Here is a 15,934-nt window from a genome sequence, read left to right as displayed (position 1 = left end):
GAGAACTCAAATAACATGAACGACAAACAGAAAAAAAATATCAGCAAATTCTTAAGCTTAATCCTCCGGCATAGTCCCGAGACCATTGGTCTCCATCTTGATGAGAACGGGTGGGCGAATGTGGAGGAGCTTATATCCAAAGCTGCCCGGCACCAGACGCTTTTTACAAAGGAGGAGCTGGAAGAGATCGTGGTGGATAACGACAAACAACGGTTTGCCTTTAATGATGATCATTCAAGAATAAGGGCCAACCAGGGACATTCTGTTAATATCCAGCTGGATCTGGCTGCGCAACAGCCACCGAACCAGCTTTATCACGGTACCGTACAAAAATTCCTGCCAGGTATACAGCAGGAAGGCCTGCAGAAAATGAGCCGCCAGCATGTGCACCTCAGCGAGGATAAAGCAACGGCGGAAAAAGTGGGCAGCCGGCGTGGTATACCTGTTATATTAAATATCAGGAGCGGCCAGATGCACCAGGACGGGATTGTATTCTACCTCTCAGAAAACGGGGTATGGCTAACCGATCACGTACCTGTAAAGTACATTGACTTTTAAACACCGTAGCAATCTATGTCTGCAAGGAATTTTATCAAAGATGTCTTATTAGGTGTGGCCACCGGGGATGCATTGGGTGTACCGGTTGAGTTCAGAACCAGAAGCGAGTTGAAAGAACAACCCGTAAGCGGCATGATGGGGTATGGGACGCACAGTCAACCAGCGGGCACCTGGTCGGACGACAGCTCATTAACCTTTTGCCTGGCGGAGATGTTATGCAAAGGTTACGATCTGAACGACCTGGCCAACCGGTTCATCAACTGGATGGAATATGGCTACTGGACGCCCCATGGTGAAGTATTTGATATCGGTATTGCCACCGCCGCGGCTATTCATGGCCTGCAAATGGGCGACAGACCTGTAATGGCAGGCGGGAGGAACGAGGAGAGTAATGGCAATGGCTCATTGATGCGTATCCTTCCGTTGCTATTTTATGTAAAGGACTTGCCGGTTCAGCAAAGGTTTCATCATGTGGAAGAAGTTTCTTCTGTTACCCATGGGCACATCCGTTCCATTACTGCCTGTTTTATTTATATCGAATTTGCATTAGCTATTTTGCAGGGAATGGATAAGCATGCTGCATATAAGGAGATCTGTTCAAGCACCAAAGATTTCCTAAGCAGGAACAATGTGCTTGACCCCGTGGAGCAGCAAATCTTTGGACATATCCTGGAAGGTAAGCTGCCTTCCCTGGAGGAAGCAGATATCCATTCTACCGGTTATGTGATCCATACTTTAGAAACGGCTATATGGTGCCTGCTTACCACGAAAAGCTACAAAGAAGCAGTGCTGAAAGCCGTGAACCTGGGCAGCGACACGGATACATCCGGAGCTGTTACCGGAGGACTGGCCGCCTTATTGTATGGCTGGGAGACTATTCCAGCTGAATGGCTGAACATTCTTGCAAAAAGAAATGACATTGAAGACCTGGTCAGGAGACTGGACGATAAACTATAGACTATGCGCACACTGAATCTTATCTATCCCGAAAGATCGGACATCCGTTTCAAAACCATGGTCTTCCCCGACGGGCAACCGCACATCAAGATAGACATGGATAGCATGAAGGGATTGGATCGCCGTCAACCACTACGGATCCTTAGCAGGATAGCCAATGCCAACGACCTGCTGTTGACCCTGTTCATCAAGAACACCCTGGACTACCTGGAGTTTGAACAGGTGGAATTGCATATTTCTTATTTGCTGGCTGCGCGTATGGACAGGGTGATGCTGGATGGAGAGCCTTTTTCATTAAAGATAGTAGCAGGTATGCTGAACCAGGGTCAGTTCAAAAAGATAAAAATATTTGATCCGCATTCGGAGGTTACTACGGCGCTGATAGACAGGTCTTATGCAGTATCTAATCATCAGTATGTAAAAGATGCGCTGGAACATTATTTTGATCATCACCCGGCTAGGCAGTACTGCCTGGTTTCGCCTGATGCAGGGGCTTTAAAGAAGATCCATAAGCTGGCGCAGTTCCTGGATGTGGATAATGTAGTGGAATGCATGAAGGAACGGGATGTGAAAACGGGTGCCCTTACCAGCTTTAAAACGACAGCTGAGCGACTTGATGGTCAGACCTGCTTTATTGTGGATGATATTTGTGATGGTGGAGGTACGTTTGCAGGTACCGCGAAGATGTTGAAAGAGAAAGGAGCGGATAAGGTGAATTTGATTGTTAGTCATGGGATCTTCAGTAAGGGGACCGTGATTGAGGCGGTGGATGAGATATATACGACGGATTCATTCAGAGCGGTGGAGTCAGTGAAGAGCTTTGACGTGGAGCGGTATTTTGATGAGGGCTGAGTAAACAAAACTTTAAGAGCTGGATGAGTTGATGGTACCCGCGGAAAATGTTTTCAAGCCTAAGATTTTACTTTGCGCTAAAAAAGGAATTGAGCAGAACGTTAGCCCTTTTCGGTAAGTTCGATTTTCCTGCCATCCAGGTCTTCTATCACAGCGGTGTAGCCCCATTCTGTTCTTGCTTGAGGGCTAACTATTCTAGCACCCTGAGACTGTAAGGTTTCGATTAAATTATCAAGGTTTTCAACCGTAAAGCCAAGTCGTGTGGTCTGATCCGGCTGAGATACATTTTTGGGCAAGGGATAGATCTCTAACACAATGTTATCTCCGGTACTGGCATAGTGATGAGGGCCGTTTCCATGCTTGTGGTAATCAAAGCGAAAGCCCAGGCTGGAATAAAAGGCGGCCTGTTCCTGTAGCTTATCTGTTTTGATAACGATCAAGTGGATGGATGGCATAAGGTGATAATTAAATAGTAATTATTCACAAGGTAAAAAATATCGGTCATCTGGAAGAAACAGAACCGAATGCCATCATGCATCGTCGCATAGTGCGGGAGATCGACAAATGCCAGTTTTTTACCTTGCCAGGAAGAATCCTTTCACAAAATTAAACCCGTTGTTATAAAACAAGTCTTCTGCAAATTGTGCAACATCCAGCTGTGCGGCCCATTGTTTGGAATCTTCCAGCCTTTCCAGGAAAATTTTAAAGTTGGCATTGATGTAATTTTTTAGTGCGCGCATTTCTTCCACATTAGAGACGTTGACGAAGGGATTGATCAATCCATCAAAGTCAGAACCAATGGTAATGTGATGCTGTGCCTCGTGCAAAGGGATACCCGCTGTTACGCATACCTGTAGGAAGTGTTTGAGGTGCAGGAGGATGTGATCGTAAAAGAATTCCTGTGGATTTCCCTGCTCTGTGCTGGCGATCACTTCCTCAATTGTAATACAATCATCGTGAGGCAAGGGCTTTTCGATCAGTTTCGGCAGACCGAATGCTTCCCATTCCAATTTGGAGATGTACTCCTTATCTACTATTGAGCCATCATCTTTCCTACCAGTGGGCTCATGATCAAAGCGGCTTACATATCCAAGGATCCGGCGGTCCATTGACAGGCCGATCATTCCGTTGTTTCTAACAATCCAGGTGATTTCTTCATCAAAAAGATTGATGCTCGTCATGTTAAAGGCAGGCGCGCCGGGACGCTGTGGCATGTTTTTTACCTGCATGGTTTTACCTGTTTCAACATAGACTACGCCATCAAGCGGTCTTGTGAGCTTAATATATTGTGGCCATTGAGAAAAGGGGATGCCAGTAAAGCCAGCATGTGTACATAACAAAGGCCTTACGTGGTTGTACCTGCCCGCGTCTATTTCGTTCCGGAGCTCACTTCGTGACTCATAGCTCATATGTTTAAGGTCGACATGAACACCCCGGTCAAAAAGGGCCTGTACGACTTTCCTTCCATCGTCTGTAAGACCCTTGCCCAGCGGGTAGAAAGGATCATTTTCTGTTAGCTGTATACCGAAAGCATGGTTGCATAGATTGGACTGCTGCATATGGGTTAAATTAACCGCGAGTACTGGCGCTTTAGCTATCAGCAGATCCAGGTTGCGGATAATTTCATCAGTATTAAATAAGGTACCCGGCAACACGACCTCATTGATGGTATCTACAAATGAATGGCAACCTTCTACCACAAAAAATATGTTCACTGTATTCTTCTTTAAAGGGCCATCAAAGCTTTGCCTGGATAATACATTGAAAGAAGAGGGTGCGTTCAGGTAGCTATCCAGCGTTCTGGAAATGGTGAAATCTTTAAATGATTTAAAGGAGTTATTGCCGATATGATTTAATAGTTCTTCTGAGAGCTTATGCTGGGATTCCTTTTTCAGAAACTTCCGCAAAGGGATCACTTCCCTTGCCAGCTTACTTTCCAGGGCATACAGCGCTACTCCGATCATTACCTCTTCATCTATTTCTGCCAGCTGGCTTTGATGGATTTGTGCACGGATGATGTTGGGCAGATCGCTGCAGTGCTGCGGTATGCCAGCTACGTCAGCAGGACTGATACGTGTATCGATATTGGGATTGTCGTCAAAAAGCTGTTTCAGGATGATGTGGGTGTGGAAATCGAAGTACTTCATATACGAGGTTTTAAAGGGGTTGGTTTGGGGAGCTGGTGTGTGCAACCTGCAAACCTGATCTTGGCTTGTAAACCGGGATATAACCTATCAAATTAAAGATACGGATTTTGAGGTTCCAGCTATTATTTTTTATCTATCCGTTCAGAGGGGTAATACTTCTGATTCCAACGGGTCAGCATGTTTAAGAAATAATTTTTATATATTTATAATGGAATACCACTGATTGAAATTGACACGCAAATTATACAACGATAACAGACCGCTGTTTTATTCTCTTTTAACAGGTCTATTCTATTTCCTATTTTGTTGGTCTATCGACTTTGGCGACGAAGGCAAACTGCTTTTTTCGATTGTAATGATGTTTTTGCCTGGATTGACCTTCCCATTGGCCACTTGTTACTTTAGTCCTGGGGACAGGGATGGAAGCTCCGTAAGGAAATATTCACATTTCATTCTTTCTGTTGCAATTTATCACGGTAGTGTTTGGCTTTTTTCAGGAGAGGCACAAATAAAATATATAACTGTGTTAGCCGGCTTTACGGGTTCACTATTATTCTTACTTGCAACAAAATACTTACTGAAGAAAACACTCACTCTTTGGCAAATCCTTGTGACTGCATTAATCAGTGGCTTTAGCTTCCTGCCGTTTGAGATGGTAAATAAAACAGGTTTGTGGATGGGAGTTGCTGTCTTCTCCTGGACTATTGCCAATGGGCAATTGTTGAATCATGCGCTCCGAAAAAGCCAGCAACTATTCCCAGCCGCTAAAAGTGAAAAAATGCAACAGGACGGAAATACAGCCCCTACTTTCTAAGATAATCAACTATGTCTTTCCTAAAAGGCCCTTTCTTTTTTATTGCTTCCTTGATCTGTTCGTGTGTTTTGTCAGGAAATTGTTGATGCAGGTATTCTACCTCGCTGGGATCATTGATATCGACCCGGATATCATCCTGTTTACCGACATTTTGCTTATTGTCTGCCATAATCAAAGATTTTATGGTTTTTTAAAAAAGCTTTCCTCAAATACAAAACAAGAAGTATGCCTTAGCTGTGTTTGACGTGACAAGCTCTTCCATGTGGCAGAGCAATAAATGGTAAGCGGTTCAAGGCTTGCGAACGCTTTTACCCCAGGGGTGGAACGCTTTTACCCTTAGTGGAGGGTAGGTTGCAGGAGGAAAGAGAGCGTTCAATAAGTGACGAATCTGATGATTGTGATAAAATAGATGATTTTAGGTGATTTGTTGCCATTTACGCCAAAAACGCCATTTACGCCATACTATTTGGCGTGCGCAATTGATGAGTATAGCTTCGCAGAAAAGCTAAAATTTTCAATTATGGGAAAGCAAGCGGGCCCTTATTACATCACTGGTACAGTAGGCGACCGTACGTACTATAAGCTGAACGGGCAGTACCTGGTGAGGGCAAAAAGTACCTTGAGCAGAAGGCGTGTGAAGCGGTCGCCTGCATTCCAGCGGACGATGGAGTATGCCGGGTGGCTGGCGCAGGCATCTAAATTGGCGGCAGAAGTATATAGGATGATTCCACGGGAACGGCGGAAGGTAGCGATGTATAGGGCGATGACGGGAATGGCGATGGGCTTCGTCAAAGAGGGAATGGGTAAAGAGATGGTAAAGAACCGGCTGATACAGGAGTATGTACGGCAGATCGTGCCTGTAGCGAGAGAAGCTCAAAAGGTAATGGTTATACGACCTCGTAAAGTGGTACAGATCTTTAGTACGAGGGGAAGTGTAGTACAAAGAAGGAGATCGCAGGTAGCAGTGAGGCGGCGACGGGACGTTAGACCAGGTGTAGGATAAAGAGACAGTCAATACCATCTGCCAGCATGTGTAATAACAGGCCGATGGCAATAACCCGGGTTGTACGCGGGATGAGGAGTAATAAATAGATGCCAATGGCAATGTAGCTGTGCAATGGGTGGAACCCGATGCTGCAGCGACAGGGATTGAATATTGGTGTAGCCAGGAGATGATCCAGGTCTACGAGCATAGTGAGGATGAGTATCAGATAGGTTTTGAACCAGTGGGGTTTAGCAATGAGATAGGCAACAAAGAGTGGGAAGATGATGTGTAGAAAATAGTGAATGACTTGTTGCATGGTGAAGGCAAAAATAACGGATTAAATCGAACGCCTACCAGGTACCGCCCGCGGGAAAGAGGAAGTCTATAGGACAATCTCCAAGTTATAAAGCCATCGATGGCCTGATGCTTTATGTACTCGGGAGAATATTTTGGTCAAGACAAGCAGTAAAACATAAAATGCCACAAGGCCCAGCAACCACGCTAATTTTCTTTTCCGTGTAATTACCGTGGTACGAATCACACCATAGATGCCTACAACAGGAACAAGTAATAATAGAACAATTACCAAAACTGGCTTATCATACCAGGGAGTATAGTTTCGCAGCGGTTTTATTATCATAGGGATGAGCGATAAATGTCTGGTTAAAGGTAATGATCAAATAAAAAAGGCTCCAGCCTTTTGCGCTGAAACCTTTTTCTTCGTGGTCCCACCAGGGCATGATCCTGGGACCCCCTGATTATGAGTCAGGTGCTCTAACCAACTGAGCTATAGGACCGGTCCTTTCGGACAAAATGAATTTATATCTACTTTTTGTGGGTTCCCCTTAAGGGACGGCAAAATTAATTATTTTTTATTCAATTCGCCACAAATTTTTATTTCTTTTTATTCGCCTGCCTGATATTATTTTCCAACAGCAGAAAGGGTGGACCTTTCTGCCAGCGATCGCCTAAACCTGGAAAGTTTGCCGGTCCCTGGGAGAAATTTCCCAGCACTATATCAGTATCGCCGTCTCCGTCTATATCTCCTGCATCCATACAGATCCAGTGGCCCCAGGTACTGCAGGGCAGTGAATAAACGGTAAACTTTAAATCAGCCCGCTGTTCGAAATATAGCACCGCTTCCTGCGGCTGTCCTTCATAATCTGCGAAGAAGGCGATCGTCACCATGTCTTCATCTCCATCCAGGTCCATGTCTTTAACAACAACCTTGTAACATCCGTTAACCGGGTAAAAATATTGCTGTTTAAACTGATGCTTCCCTTTATTCAGAAAAATATATACACCGTGATAATTCTTCAATACCCTGGAATTATCCGCATTATCCCCGCAGGTATATATAATATCCTCATGCCCGTCATGATCCATGTCCTGTAAAGTAAAGCTGCTGGAACCATAAGCAGGTGGGAAGCGCAATACCCGTTCTGGTTTGAATCTGCCATTACCAGCATTTTCAAGATACCAGATGCTTTCATCCCCTTGCGCGAACAATGCCCATATATCCGGACGCCCGTCCCCGTTCTCATCTCTTATGTATGCTTTGATAGCCCCGGGGAAAGGCATCAGTATATCCGGCTGACTGCTACCGGGTTCCAGCCAGCCCAGGTAACCGTTGTTAAATCCAAACGCGCATATTACAAGATCTGTTTGTCCGTCGTGGGCAGGATCTGCGGGCAGGGTTTGCACCGGTCTTGGTAATTTATCTTTTACAGGCCGTGCGTCCACCTGCAGGCTATCCTTCAGCTGATAAGCATGTATACTACCCTGCAATGCATCTGAAGGGAAGATAGTGCCGATGCAGGTAATATATCCTCTGCCATCCTTTCCGGGCATGGTAATATCGGACACTATGCTTTGGGTACCTATCCGCTGTAGCGGCTGCAGGTCATTATTATATATATGCAGGGTGCTGTCTTGCGCATCAGCTGTCCAGATATAATGATGCAGGGTATCTATTCCCACAAAGCTGGTGAGCGGGGCCTGATCCCGTGCCTGCCAATCGGGCTCCCGCACGCTGAATAATGGTGGAGCGTTCCGGGAAACCGGTACTGGTCTTTCCTGGGGGAGGGGCCGCCAGGGGGCTACTGCTGTATAGTATTCCACGATCTTATCCCATTCATCGCGGCTGATCATACTGGCTGTCTGGCCTGGTGTATCTGACAGCAGGGGCTCCCGGTAGTAGGTGCCCAGGTAGGTCTTCATTCCCAGTTTGGCTCCCATTACCGGCAGCACATCCTTTTCCCAGGTGGTTTTGTCCAGCAGCACCGGAGACGGAAAGGCATGACAGGAGCTGCAGTACCGGCGGGCCAGTTGACTGCCTGCTTTCACCCGGTTGGTCCTGGCCAGATCTCCGTTACAGGCTGCCAGCACCAACAGGAGCGCCAGGTACCGGTAAGGTATAAACGAATTGATACGGTAGGATAGTTGCATAACGTGCTGCACATTTCTAAAATACAGCATTAATTTGCAGCTTTGCAAATATTTTGAACAGCATGCAAGGTATCAAACATATTATTTTCGACCTGGGTGGGGTGATACTGAATATCGACTACCAACGTACGTACAAGGCTTTTGAGGAACTGGGTATTAAAGACTTTACAGGTTTATATAACCAGTACCAGGCCACCCGTTTATTTGACGACCTGGAAACGGGCCGTGTAAGCCCGGACGAGTTTCTGCAGGCTATGCGGGGACATGTACATCCGGAGGTGACAGATCAACAGATCATCGATGCCTGGAATGCGATGCTGCTTGACTTCCCTTTGCAGCGCCTGCAATTGCTTCAGCAGCTGCAGCTGCACTATGATATTTACCTGCTGAGTAATACCAATGCCATTCACCTGGAGCAATTCAACCGTATTCTGCGGGAGAGCAGGGGTATTCCGTCGTTAGACGCATTCTTTACTAAGGCTTATTATTCTCATGTGATGGGCTACCGGAAACCGGAAAAAGAGGCTTACCAGCTGATACTGGATAATCATGGGCTCAAGCCAGGGGAAACTGTTTTTATTGATGATACCCTGCCAAATATTGAAGGAGCTAAAGCGGTGGGGTTACAAACCATTCATCTGCAGGCGCCTAAAACCATTCTCGATATATTCAAAACGGCTGCTGGCAACTAGGGATCAAGCCATTAGCTGCTTACTTCACTTCTTCAAAATCTATATAATCCCCCTTATCCACCGGCCGCTGCTGTGAGCTATGGTGCTGCTGCTGTTGTTGTTGTGCCGCGCGCTGCGCCTGTTGCTGCTGCCTGAACTGTTCGCGCATCCGGTCCTGGATGTCACCCATCTGCTGCCGTACCTGTTTGGTAGACTGGTAAACAGGAATGATGAAATCAAATATCACTTTATAGGCCAGCCACAACAGGAAAATGGTAATCAGTATCTTCATAATAAACAAAGGTAGCAGATAATCTGCTACCCTTGCAGGAAAATCGTTTCACTTTAAGGTTTCTTTAACGCTACTTGATCCCCATGATGGCAGCGCTTTCCATGGCTGCCTTCTTGTTGAACTCCCATGCCAGCTTCTGATAATTTATAGCATCTACTATAGTGCCTACCAGGCACAAACCCAGTGTCAGGAAGTAGAGGATCCCCATACCGATCTGGTTTAGCAGGAAGCGGTGAATCCCCGCCGGGCCAATCAGGCCGATGAGGCAGCATATCAGTATAGTCTGTGGATCTTTACGGCGGCCCTGATAAATGCTCAGGAACTTCTGTTTTTCATCGGTACTCAGGTCTTTCGTAAGCTCCTGCAGCCATAACAGCTCTTCTTGTTGTACGCCTGGCAGAAAGGCAAAAGAGAAGTCGTTCATGTGGGATTATTTTTTAGATGATAAAATGTTTGTATTTGTTGTTTTGCGAGAGCGAAGCTGCGGAAGGCGAGTACGCCCAAAGCAAATATCCCGAGCGGATGACTCTTCCAGGAAGCAGTCAGGTTACCGTGCAACAGGTGGTGAATGGCGTGTCCTAAGCCGCATCCCGGGCACCAGGTGAGGCCCAGCCATTTTAAGGGGCACAGGCTGGGGCCGCTGCCGTGCGGATCCATCAGGTAAAGGGCTACCAGTGCCCCGGGCCATACCAGTAATTCTATGTTAAAGCGCTTTATATAAAAGGCGGCTGAATGCATAAAGGTTAACCCAAATGTATTAAAACATTTTCTAATCCGTACTCCTGGGGCGTTTTTCCCGGCTGTAAATATTCCTACAAGTTAAAGAAATAGTTTTTGGATCAAAATAAAATCCTAATTTTGCAAAGGAAAATGATTCAAACGAAGGGGACGGTAACGGTCCCCTTCTCGCTTTTTTAGTATGGCAAATGAACAAGTGATCGCATCGATCCGGCAGCTCCTGGAGGGATTACTATCCTCAAACCCGGAGTACTTCGTGGTAGAAGTGAAGATCAAACCTACCAATAATGTAAAAGTTTTTGTGGACGGGGACAAAGGTGTACCTGTAGACAAACTGGTGACGCTGAACCGCGCTTTGTACCCTCTGCTTGAATCCGCAGGCCTTTTCCCGGACAATGACTTTTCCCTGGAAGTATCTTCTCCCGGTCTGGACGAACCGCTCAAATTACACCGCCAATACCTTAAGAATATTGGCCGCAAGGTGGAGGTCACCCTGCTGGATGGTACTATAAAAGAAGGTACTTTACAGGCAGTTATGGATGATCAGATCACTATTGAGGAAGTGATTGGGAAAAAGAAAGATAAAAAAAATTCAGATATACAATTTGCTGAAATCAAGCACACCAAGGTGTCTATTGTCTTTTAAAAATGTGTTTTAAAATATAATTACCAAAACAAATGGCTAGTATTAACCTGATTGAGTCATTCACGGAGTTTAAAGAGGCGGAAAACATTGACCGTCCAACGTTGATGAAGGTATTGGAAGATGTGTTCAAAACGCTGCTGCGTAAGAAATATGGCTCTGATGAGAATTTTGACGTAATCGTAAATACAGAGAAAGGTGACCTTGAGATCTTACGCCGCCGCACTATTGTGGCCGACGGGGAAGTGGAGGATGATAACGCGCAGATCGCCTATTCAGACGCCATTAAAGTGGAACCCGACTACCAGGTAGGTGAAGATCTGTACGAAGAAGTAGAGATCCAGGACTTTGGCCGCAGGGCTATCCTGGCTGCCAAACAGACCTTGTCTGCCCGTATCGGCGACCTGAAAAAGAACATTCTCGTTAAAAAATATGCCGACCGTGTAGGCGAGATCGTCACCGGCGAAGTATACCAGGTTTGGAAAAAAGAAGTTTTATTATTGGATGATGAAGGGAATGAATTAATATTGCCTAAATCTGAACAAATTCCGACCGACTATTTTAAGAAAGGAGAAAATGTAAGAGCTGTTGTTAAAAAGGTAGAACTGAAGAACAACGCTCCGCTCATCATTCTTTCCCGTACACATCCTTCCTTCCTTGCTAAATTGCTGGAAATTGAGGTGCCGGAGATCTTTGACGGACTTATCGTGATCAAGAGAATCGTTCGCGAACCTGGCGAAAGGGCCAAGGTAGCGGTAGAATCTTACGACGACCGTATCGATCCTGTGGGCGCCTGCGTTGGTATGAAAGGTAGCCGTATACACGGTATTGTGAGAGAGCTCAGGAACGAGAATATCGATATCATTAACTACACCGCCAACATTCAGCTGCTCATTCAGCGTGCATTAACTCCCGCCAAGATCAGCCGCCAGGAAGTGGACAACGACAATAAATACGCTGCTGTTTACCTGAAACCCGACCAGGTGTCCCTGGCCATCGGTAAAAAGGGCGTTAATATAAAACTGGCCTGCGAATTGACGGGATATGAAATAGACGTATTCCGCGACGAAGAACAGGAGCAAACCGAATTTGACGTGGACCTGGAAGAATTTTCAGATGAAATAGAAGAATGGGTGATCGATGAACTGAAACGTATTGGTTGTGATACCGCCCGTAGTGTATTAGACCTTACCACAGAAGAACTGGTGCGCCGTTCAGATCTCGAAGAAGAAACAGTAAAAGACGTAAGAAGAATATTACAGGAAGAATTTGATAAGGAATAGCGAAACCCGTCCGGAAACCTTCCCAGGATCAGGGTTCGCTTGGAATGGAATATATTTGAGTTATTTTTAAATGTAAAAATGGAGTTCCGTTAGCAATAACGGGATAAAAGGGGAGGCCCGAGATAACAAATTATGCCCGAAGTAACAAACAACACACCAAGATTGCTGGCTGCCGCCAAAGAATTCAATATTGGCAAGGATACGCTCATCGAGTTCCTTGGCAATAAAGGATATTCAACAGACGGCTTTGGCTCGCCCAATGCCCGTTTGACGGCTGAAATGTATGCGGCCCTGCAGTCAGAATTCCAGCAGGACAAGGCTAACAAACGCAAAAGCGACCAGATAGCCCTGCCTAAAGGAAGCGTGTTAGATTCAATGAAGAAGAAGGAGAAGGAAGCAGCAGAAGCAGCAAGCAAGAAGAAGGAAACCGCGAAGAAAGACGAACCAGCTGCGGTAGCAGAAACTCCGCCCCCGGCAGAAAAACCCAAACAGGAACCAGCACCCGAACCGCCTGCAGCCCCGCAAGCGGCGGCTCAGCCTGAAGTGCCTCCTGTTGTCGAAAATAAACTGCCACCACCACCACCAGCCCAGGAAACGGAGAAACCTGCTGCAGAAGATACCAAGAAAATTGAAACACCCCGCCTAAACGGACCTAAAGTAGTGGCTACCATAGATCTTAACGCTCTCCAGGGCAGAAAACCTGCTCCTAAAAAGGATGAGCCGGTTGAGGATAAAACCCCGCCCAAACCCCAGCCTTCCGTAAAACAGGAAGAGCCTGCTCCCGCTCCTGCTCCGGAAATCAGAGAGGTGAAGGAAGAACAACCTGCACCGCCCCCGGTTGCCCCGGCAGCAGAAAGACAGGAGCCCGTAAAAGCGCCTGAACCAGCGCCAGCTCCTCCTAAAGCAGCTGAAAAACCGGTTGCTCCGGTTGCTCCGCCTGCTCCCAAAGAGGAAAAGGTAGCCGAACCGGTACGTGAAGAGCCTAAACCAGTGAGCGCTCCGCCGCCGCCAGCTGTTGAGAACATTCCTGCGCCGCCGGCAGCAGCAGAAGTGAGAAATGAGCCCAGGGATGCCGAGCAGCAGGATGATAACAGCAGCGCTGTTGTGGAGAATATACAGGCGGAAAGACTGACCGGCCCCAAAGTGATCGGTAAGATCAACCTGCCCGTACAGTCTGACAGGCGCGATAATAAAGGAAACTTTAACCGGAACAATAACAATAATAACAACAATGATGAAAAACGCAAACGCAAGCGTATCATCATTGAAAAGAAACCAGAACCCATCCAACCGAAAGAATTCTCTAAAGACGATAAAGGAGGCGGTACCGGCGCTCCGGGCACCCGTAGCGGCGATAATCGTGACAACCGCGACAATCGGGATAACCGCTTTGGAAACCGTGGTGGCGACAACCGCCAGCAGGGAGGCAACCGTCCGCATGGACAAGGTCAGGGCGGCGGCAATCGTCCGCACCAACCCGGACAGGGACCTAACCGTCCTCACGCTCCGGCGAACCGCCAGGGTCAGGGTGGCGGAGGCCATAACCGTCCAGGTGGCGGCAACCGTGGCCCCGGCAACCGGGATAACAACCGTGGCGGATTTAACCGGGATCGTGATAAACGTCCTGAGGATAAAGAAATTGACAAAAACGAGATCCAGAATAAGATCAAGGAAACAATGGCCAAATTGGGTGGCGGTAATCGCGGCAAGAACATAAAAGCCAAGCAGCGCCGCGACAAACGCAATGAGCTCGCCGAACAGATGGCCAACCAGAACGCCGACAACAACAAGCTCCAGGTAACGGAATTTATTTCCGTGAGCGAGCTGGCTAACCTGATGGATGTGAGCTTCGCAGAAGTGATCTCCAAATGTATGAGCCTGGGCATCATGGTATCCATTAACCAGCGCCTGGATGCGGAAGTAATAGAACTCGTGGCGGGAGAATTTGGCTACGAAGTAGAATTTATAGGTCTGGATGACGTAGAAGAGGTGGAAGAAGAGGATGAAGTGGATGCAGAAGAAGATCTGGAGCCCAGGGCGCCGATTGTAACGATCATGGGTCACGTAGACCATGGTAAAACCTCTCTGCTTGACTATATTCGTAACGCCAACGTGGTAGCCGGTGAGGCCGGAGGCATTACCCAGCACATAGGCGCCTACCAGGTGACCACCTCCAACGGTAAAAAGATCACCTTCCTGGATACGCCGGGTCACGAAGCCTTTACGGCCATGCGTGCCCGCGGTGCCAAGGCTGCAGATATCGCCGTAATTGTGATCGCTGCTGATGATGCGATCATGCCGCAGACGAGGGAAGCTATTTCCCACTCACAGGCTGCAGGCTTGCCGATGGTATTTGCCATCAACAAGGTGGATAAGGAAGGTGCCAACCCGGAAAAAATTAAAGAACAACTGGCGGGCATGAACCTGCTGGTAGAGGACTGGGGCGGTAAATACCAAAGCCAGGAGATCTCTGCCAAGAGCGGATTGAATATAGATATACTGCTGGAAAAATTACTGCTGGAAGCTGAACTGCTGGAACTAAAGGCCAACCCGGCCCGCGAAGCCTCCGGCAGCATCATCGAAGCATCGCTTGATAAGGGCCGTGGTTACGTGGCCTCTGTGCTGGTACAAAATGGTACCTTGCACCAGGGTGATACCATTGTGAGCGGCGCTTTCTATGGTAAGATCAAGGCCATGTTCAACGAGCGCGGCCAGCGTATCAATGAAGCCGGTCCTTCAGCACCTGTTCAGTTGCTGGGCCTTAACGGAGCACCGCAAGCGGGTGAGAAGTTCAAGATGTATGACGACGAGGCAGAAGCCAAGGATGTGGCTAACCGCCGTGCCCAGATCATTCGCGAACAGGGTATCCGTACCAAGAAGCACATTACGCTGGATGAAATTGGCCGCCGTTTGGCACTGGGCAACTTTAAACAGCTCAATATCATTATCAAGGGCGACTTTGACGGTTCTGTAGAAGCGCTGAGCGACTCCCTCCAGAAACTGTCTACCGAAGAAATCGCTATTGCTGTGGTACACAAAGCAGTGGGTCAGATCACAGAATCCGACGTATTGCTGGCAACCGCTTCAGATGCGATCATCGTAGGCTTCCAGGTACGCCCCTCTTCCCAGGCAGCCAAACTGGCGGAGAAAGAGAATATCGAGATCCGTACCTACTCCATCATCTATGACGCTATCGATGAACTGAAGAGCGCCATGGAAGGCATGCTGGAGCCCAAGATAGAGAAGAAGGTAGTAGCGAACGTGGAAGTGCGCGAAACCTACCGTTTCGACAAGGTAACCGTAGCCGGTTGTTTTGTACTGGACGGAAAACTGACCCGCAACACCCGCGTAAACATCGTTCGCGATGGTATCGTGGTCTTCACCGGCGACCTGGCTTCCCTGAAGCGTTACAAGGACGATGTGAAGGAGGTTGCCTCCAATATGGAGTGCGGTCTGAGTATCAGGGGCTACAACGATCTCAAAGTAGGCGATATCATCGAAGGCTTCGAAGAAGTAGAAGTGAAGAGGACTTTATAAGCCTGTCTA

General features: G+C 47.4%; 17 protein-coding genes and 1 tRNA gene. 9 read left to right on the top strand and 9 right to left on the bottom strand.

Annotation, left to right across the window (positions count from 1 at the left end):
• The first annotated feature begins 15 nt into the window (after nt 1–15).
• Genes ACR9Y8_RS18085 through prs form a run of 3 tightly spaced genes read left to right on the top strand, consistent with a single transcriptional unit; the run spans nt 16 to nt 2,367 of the window.
• Nucleotides 16–558, top strand: a complete 543-nt coding sequence (locus tag ACR9Y8_RS18085; protein WP_481214650.1) for an RNA 2'-phosphotransferase — start codon at nt 16–18, stop codon at nt 556–558.
• Nucleotides 559–573: 15 nt separating this feature from the next.
• Nucleotides 574–1,515 carry an ADP-ribosylglycohydrolase family protein gene (locus ACR9Y8_RS18080; protein WP_481214649.1) on the top strand — a complete coding sequence of 314 codons (942 nt, stop codon included), beginning with the start codon at nt 574–576 and terminating at the stop codon, nt 1,513–1,515.
• A gap of 3 nt (nt 1,516–1,518) precedes the next feature.
• Nucleotides 1,519–2,367 (top strand): ribose-phosphate diphosphokinase, encoded by an 849-nt coding sequence (gene prs / locus ACR9Y8_RS18075; protein ID WP_481214648.1) that lies wholly within the window; start codon nt 1,519–1,521, stop codon nt 2,365–2,367.
• Nucleotides 2,368–2,468: 101 nt separating this feature from the next.
• Here prs and ACR9Y8_RS18070 read toward each other — a convergent pair whose 3' ends face one another.
• Together ACR9Y8_RS18070 and ACR9Y8_RS18065 are read right to left on the bottom strand one after the other, a co-directional pair.
• Complete coding sequence (locus ACR9Y8_RS18070) at nt 2,469–2,822, bottom strand: VOC family protein (protein WP_481214647.1); 354 nt, start codon at nt 2,820–2,822, stop codon at nt 2,469–2,471.
• Nucleotides 2,823–2,942: 120 nt separating this feature from the next.
• Nucleotides 2,943–4,514 carry an amidohydrolase family protein gene (locus tag ACR9Y8_RS18065; protein ID WP_481214646.1) on the bottom strand — a complete coding sequence of 524 codons (1,572 nt, stop codon included), beginning with the start codon at nt 4,512–4,514 and terminating at the stop codon, nt 2,943–2,945.
• Between the two features lie 229 nt (nt 4,515–4,743).
• Here ACR9Y8_RS18065 and ACR9Y8_RS18060 point away from each other — a divergent pair, with 229 nt between their 5' ends.
• Nucleotides 4,744–5,328 (top strand): hypothetical protein, encoded by a 585-nt coding sequence (locus tag ACR9Y8_RS18060; RefSeq protein ID WP_481214645.1) that lies wholly within the window; start codon nt 4,744–4,746, stop codon nt 5,326–5,328.
• On the opposite strand, the gene ACR9Y8_RS18055 is transcribed toward ACR9Y8_RS18060, so the two are convergent.
• Entirely contained in the window at nt 5,318–5,497 is a 180-nt protein-coding gene (locus tag ACR9Y8_RS18055) for a DUF3606 domain-containing protein (RefSeq protein WP_481214644.1), read from the bottom strand. The two genes, ACR9Y8_RS18060 and ACR9Y8_RS18055, sit on opposite strands and share 11 nt — an antisense overlap.
• 351 nt (nt 5,498–5,848) lie before the next feature.
• Here ACR9Y8_RS18055 and ACR9Y8_RS18050 point away from each other — a divergent pair, with 351 nt between their 5' ends.
• Nucleotides 5,849–6,331 carry a hypothetical protein gene (locus ACR9Y8_RS18050; RefSeq protein ID WP_481214643.1) on the top strand — a complete coding sequence of 161 codons (483 nt, stop codon included), beginning with the start codon at nt 5,849–5,851 and terminating at the stop codon, nt 6,329–6,331.
• On the opposite strand, the gene ACR9Y8_RS18045 is transcribed toward ACR9Y8_RS18050, so the two are convergent.
• The 3 genes from ACR9Y8_RS18045 to ACR9Y8_RS18035 form a co-directional block, all read right to left on the bottom strand.
• On the bottom strand, nt 6,312–6,629 hold the full coding sequence (locus ACR9Y8_RS18045) for a DUF6122 family protein (protein WP_481214642.1): 318 nt from the start codon (nt 6,627–6,629) through the stop codon (nt 6,312–6,314). The two genes, ACR9Y8_RS18050 and ACR9Y8_RS18045, sit on opposite strands and share 20 nt — an antisense overlap.
• Nucleotides 6,630–7,036: 407 nt before the next feature.
• Nucleotides 7,037–7,110: transfer RNA gene (locus tag ACR9Y8_RS18040), tRNA-Ile, on the bottom strand.
• 97 nt (nt 7,111–7,207) lie between these two features.
• A complete protein-coding gene (locus tag ACR9Y8_RS18035) occupies nt 7,208–8,761 on the bottom strand; it encodes an FG-GAP repeat domain-containing protein (RefSeq protein ID WP_481214641.1) in 1,554 nt (517 codons plus the stop codon).
• A gap of 62 nt (nt 8,762–8,823) precedes the next feature.
• Between ACR9Y8_RS18035 and ACR9Y8_RS18030 the strand changes: the two genes are divergently transcribed.
• Nucleotides 8,824–9,453 (top strand): HAD family hydrolase, encoded by a 630-nt coding sequence (locus ACR9Y8_RS18030; RefSeq protein ID WP_481214640.1) that lies wholly within the window; start codon nt 8,824–8,826, stop codon nt 9,451–9,453.
• A gap of 19 nt (nt 9,454–9,472) precedes the next feature.
• On the opposite strand, the gene ACR9Y8_RS18025 is transcribed toward ACR9Y8_RS18030, so the two are convergent.
• The 3 genes from ACR9Y8_RS18025 to ACR9Y8_RS18015 form a co-directional block, all read right to left on the bottom strand.
• Complete coding sequence (locus tag ACR9Y8_RS18025; RefSeq protein WP_481214639.1) at nt 9,473–9,724, bottom strand: hypothetical protein; 252 nt, start codon at nt 9,722–9,724, stop codon at nt 9,473–9,475.
• A 70-nt stretch (nt 9,725–9,794) separates the two neighbouring features.
• A complete protein-coding gene (locus tag ACR9Y8_RS18020; protein WP_481214638.1) occupies nt 9,795–10,148 on the bottom strand; it encodes a TM2 domain-containing protein in 354 nt (117 codons plus the stop codon).
• Nucleotides 10,145–10,462, bottom strand: coding sequence for a DUF2752 domain-containing protein (locus ACR9Y8_RS18015; protein WP_481214637.1), 318 nt, complete (start codon nt 10,460–10,462; stop codon nt 10,145–10,147). Before ACR9Y8_RS18015 ends, ACR9Y8_RS18020 begins: the two co-directional genes overlap by 4 nt.
• A 181-nt stretch (nt 10,463–10,643) precedes the next feature.
• On the opposite strand from ACR9Y8_RS18015, the gene ACR9Y8_RS18010 reads away from it, so the two are divergent.
• The 3 genes from ACR9Y8_RS18010 (at nt 10,644) to infB (ending at nt 15,925) form a co-directional block, all read left to right on the top strand.
• The gene (locus tag ACR9Y8_RS18010; RefSeq protein ID WP_481214636.1) at nt 10,644–11,108 is read left to right on the top strand and encodes a ribosome maturation factor; all 465 of its coding nucleotides are present in this window, start codon (nt 10,644–10,646) and stop codon (nt 11,106–11,108) included.
• A 32-nt stretch (nt 11,109–11,140) separates the two neighbouring features.
• Entirely contained in the window at nt 11,141–12,388 is a 1,248-nt protein-coding gene (gene nusA, locus ACR9Y8_RS18005) for a transcription termination factor NusA (RefSeq protein WP_481214635.1), read from the top strand.
• Between the two features lie 132 nt (nt 12,389–12,520).
• On the top strand, nt 12,521–15,925 hold the full coding sequence (gene infB, locus ACR9Y8_RS18000) for a translation initiation factor IF-2 (protein ID WP_481214634.1): 3,405 nt from the start codon (nt 12,521–12,523) through the stop codon (nt 15,923–15,925).
• The last annotated feature ends 9 nt before the right edge of the window (nt 15,926–15,934 follow it).

The organism is Chitinophaga sp. SVR4-12A, assembly GCF_056754765.1.
This window is presented reverse-complemented; position numbering and strand designations above follow the sequence as displayed.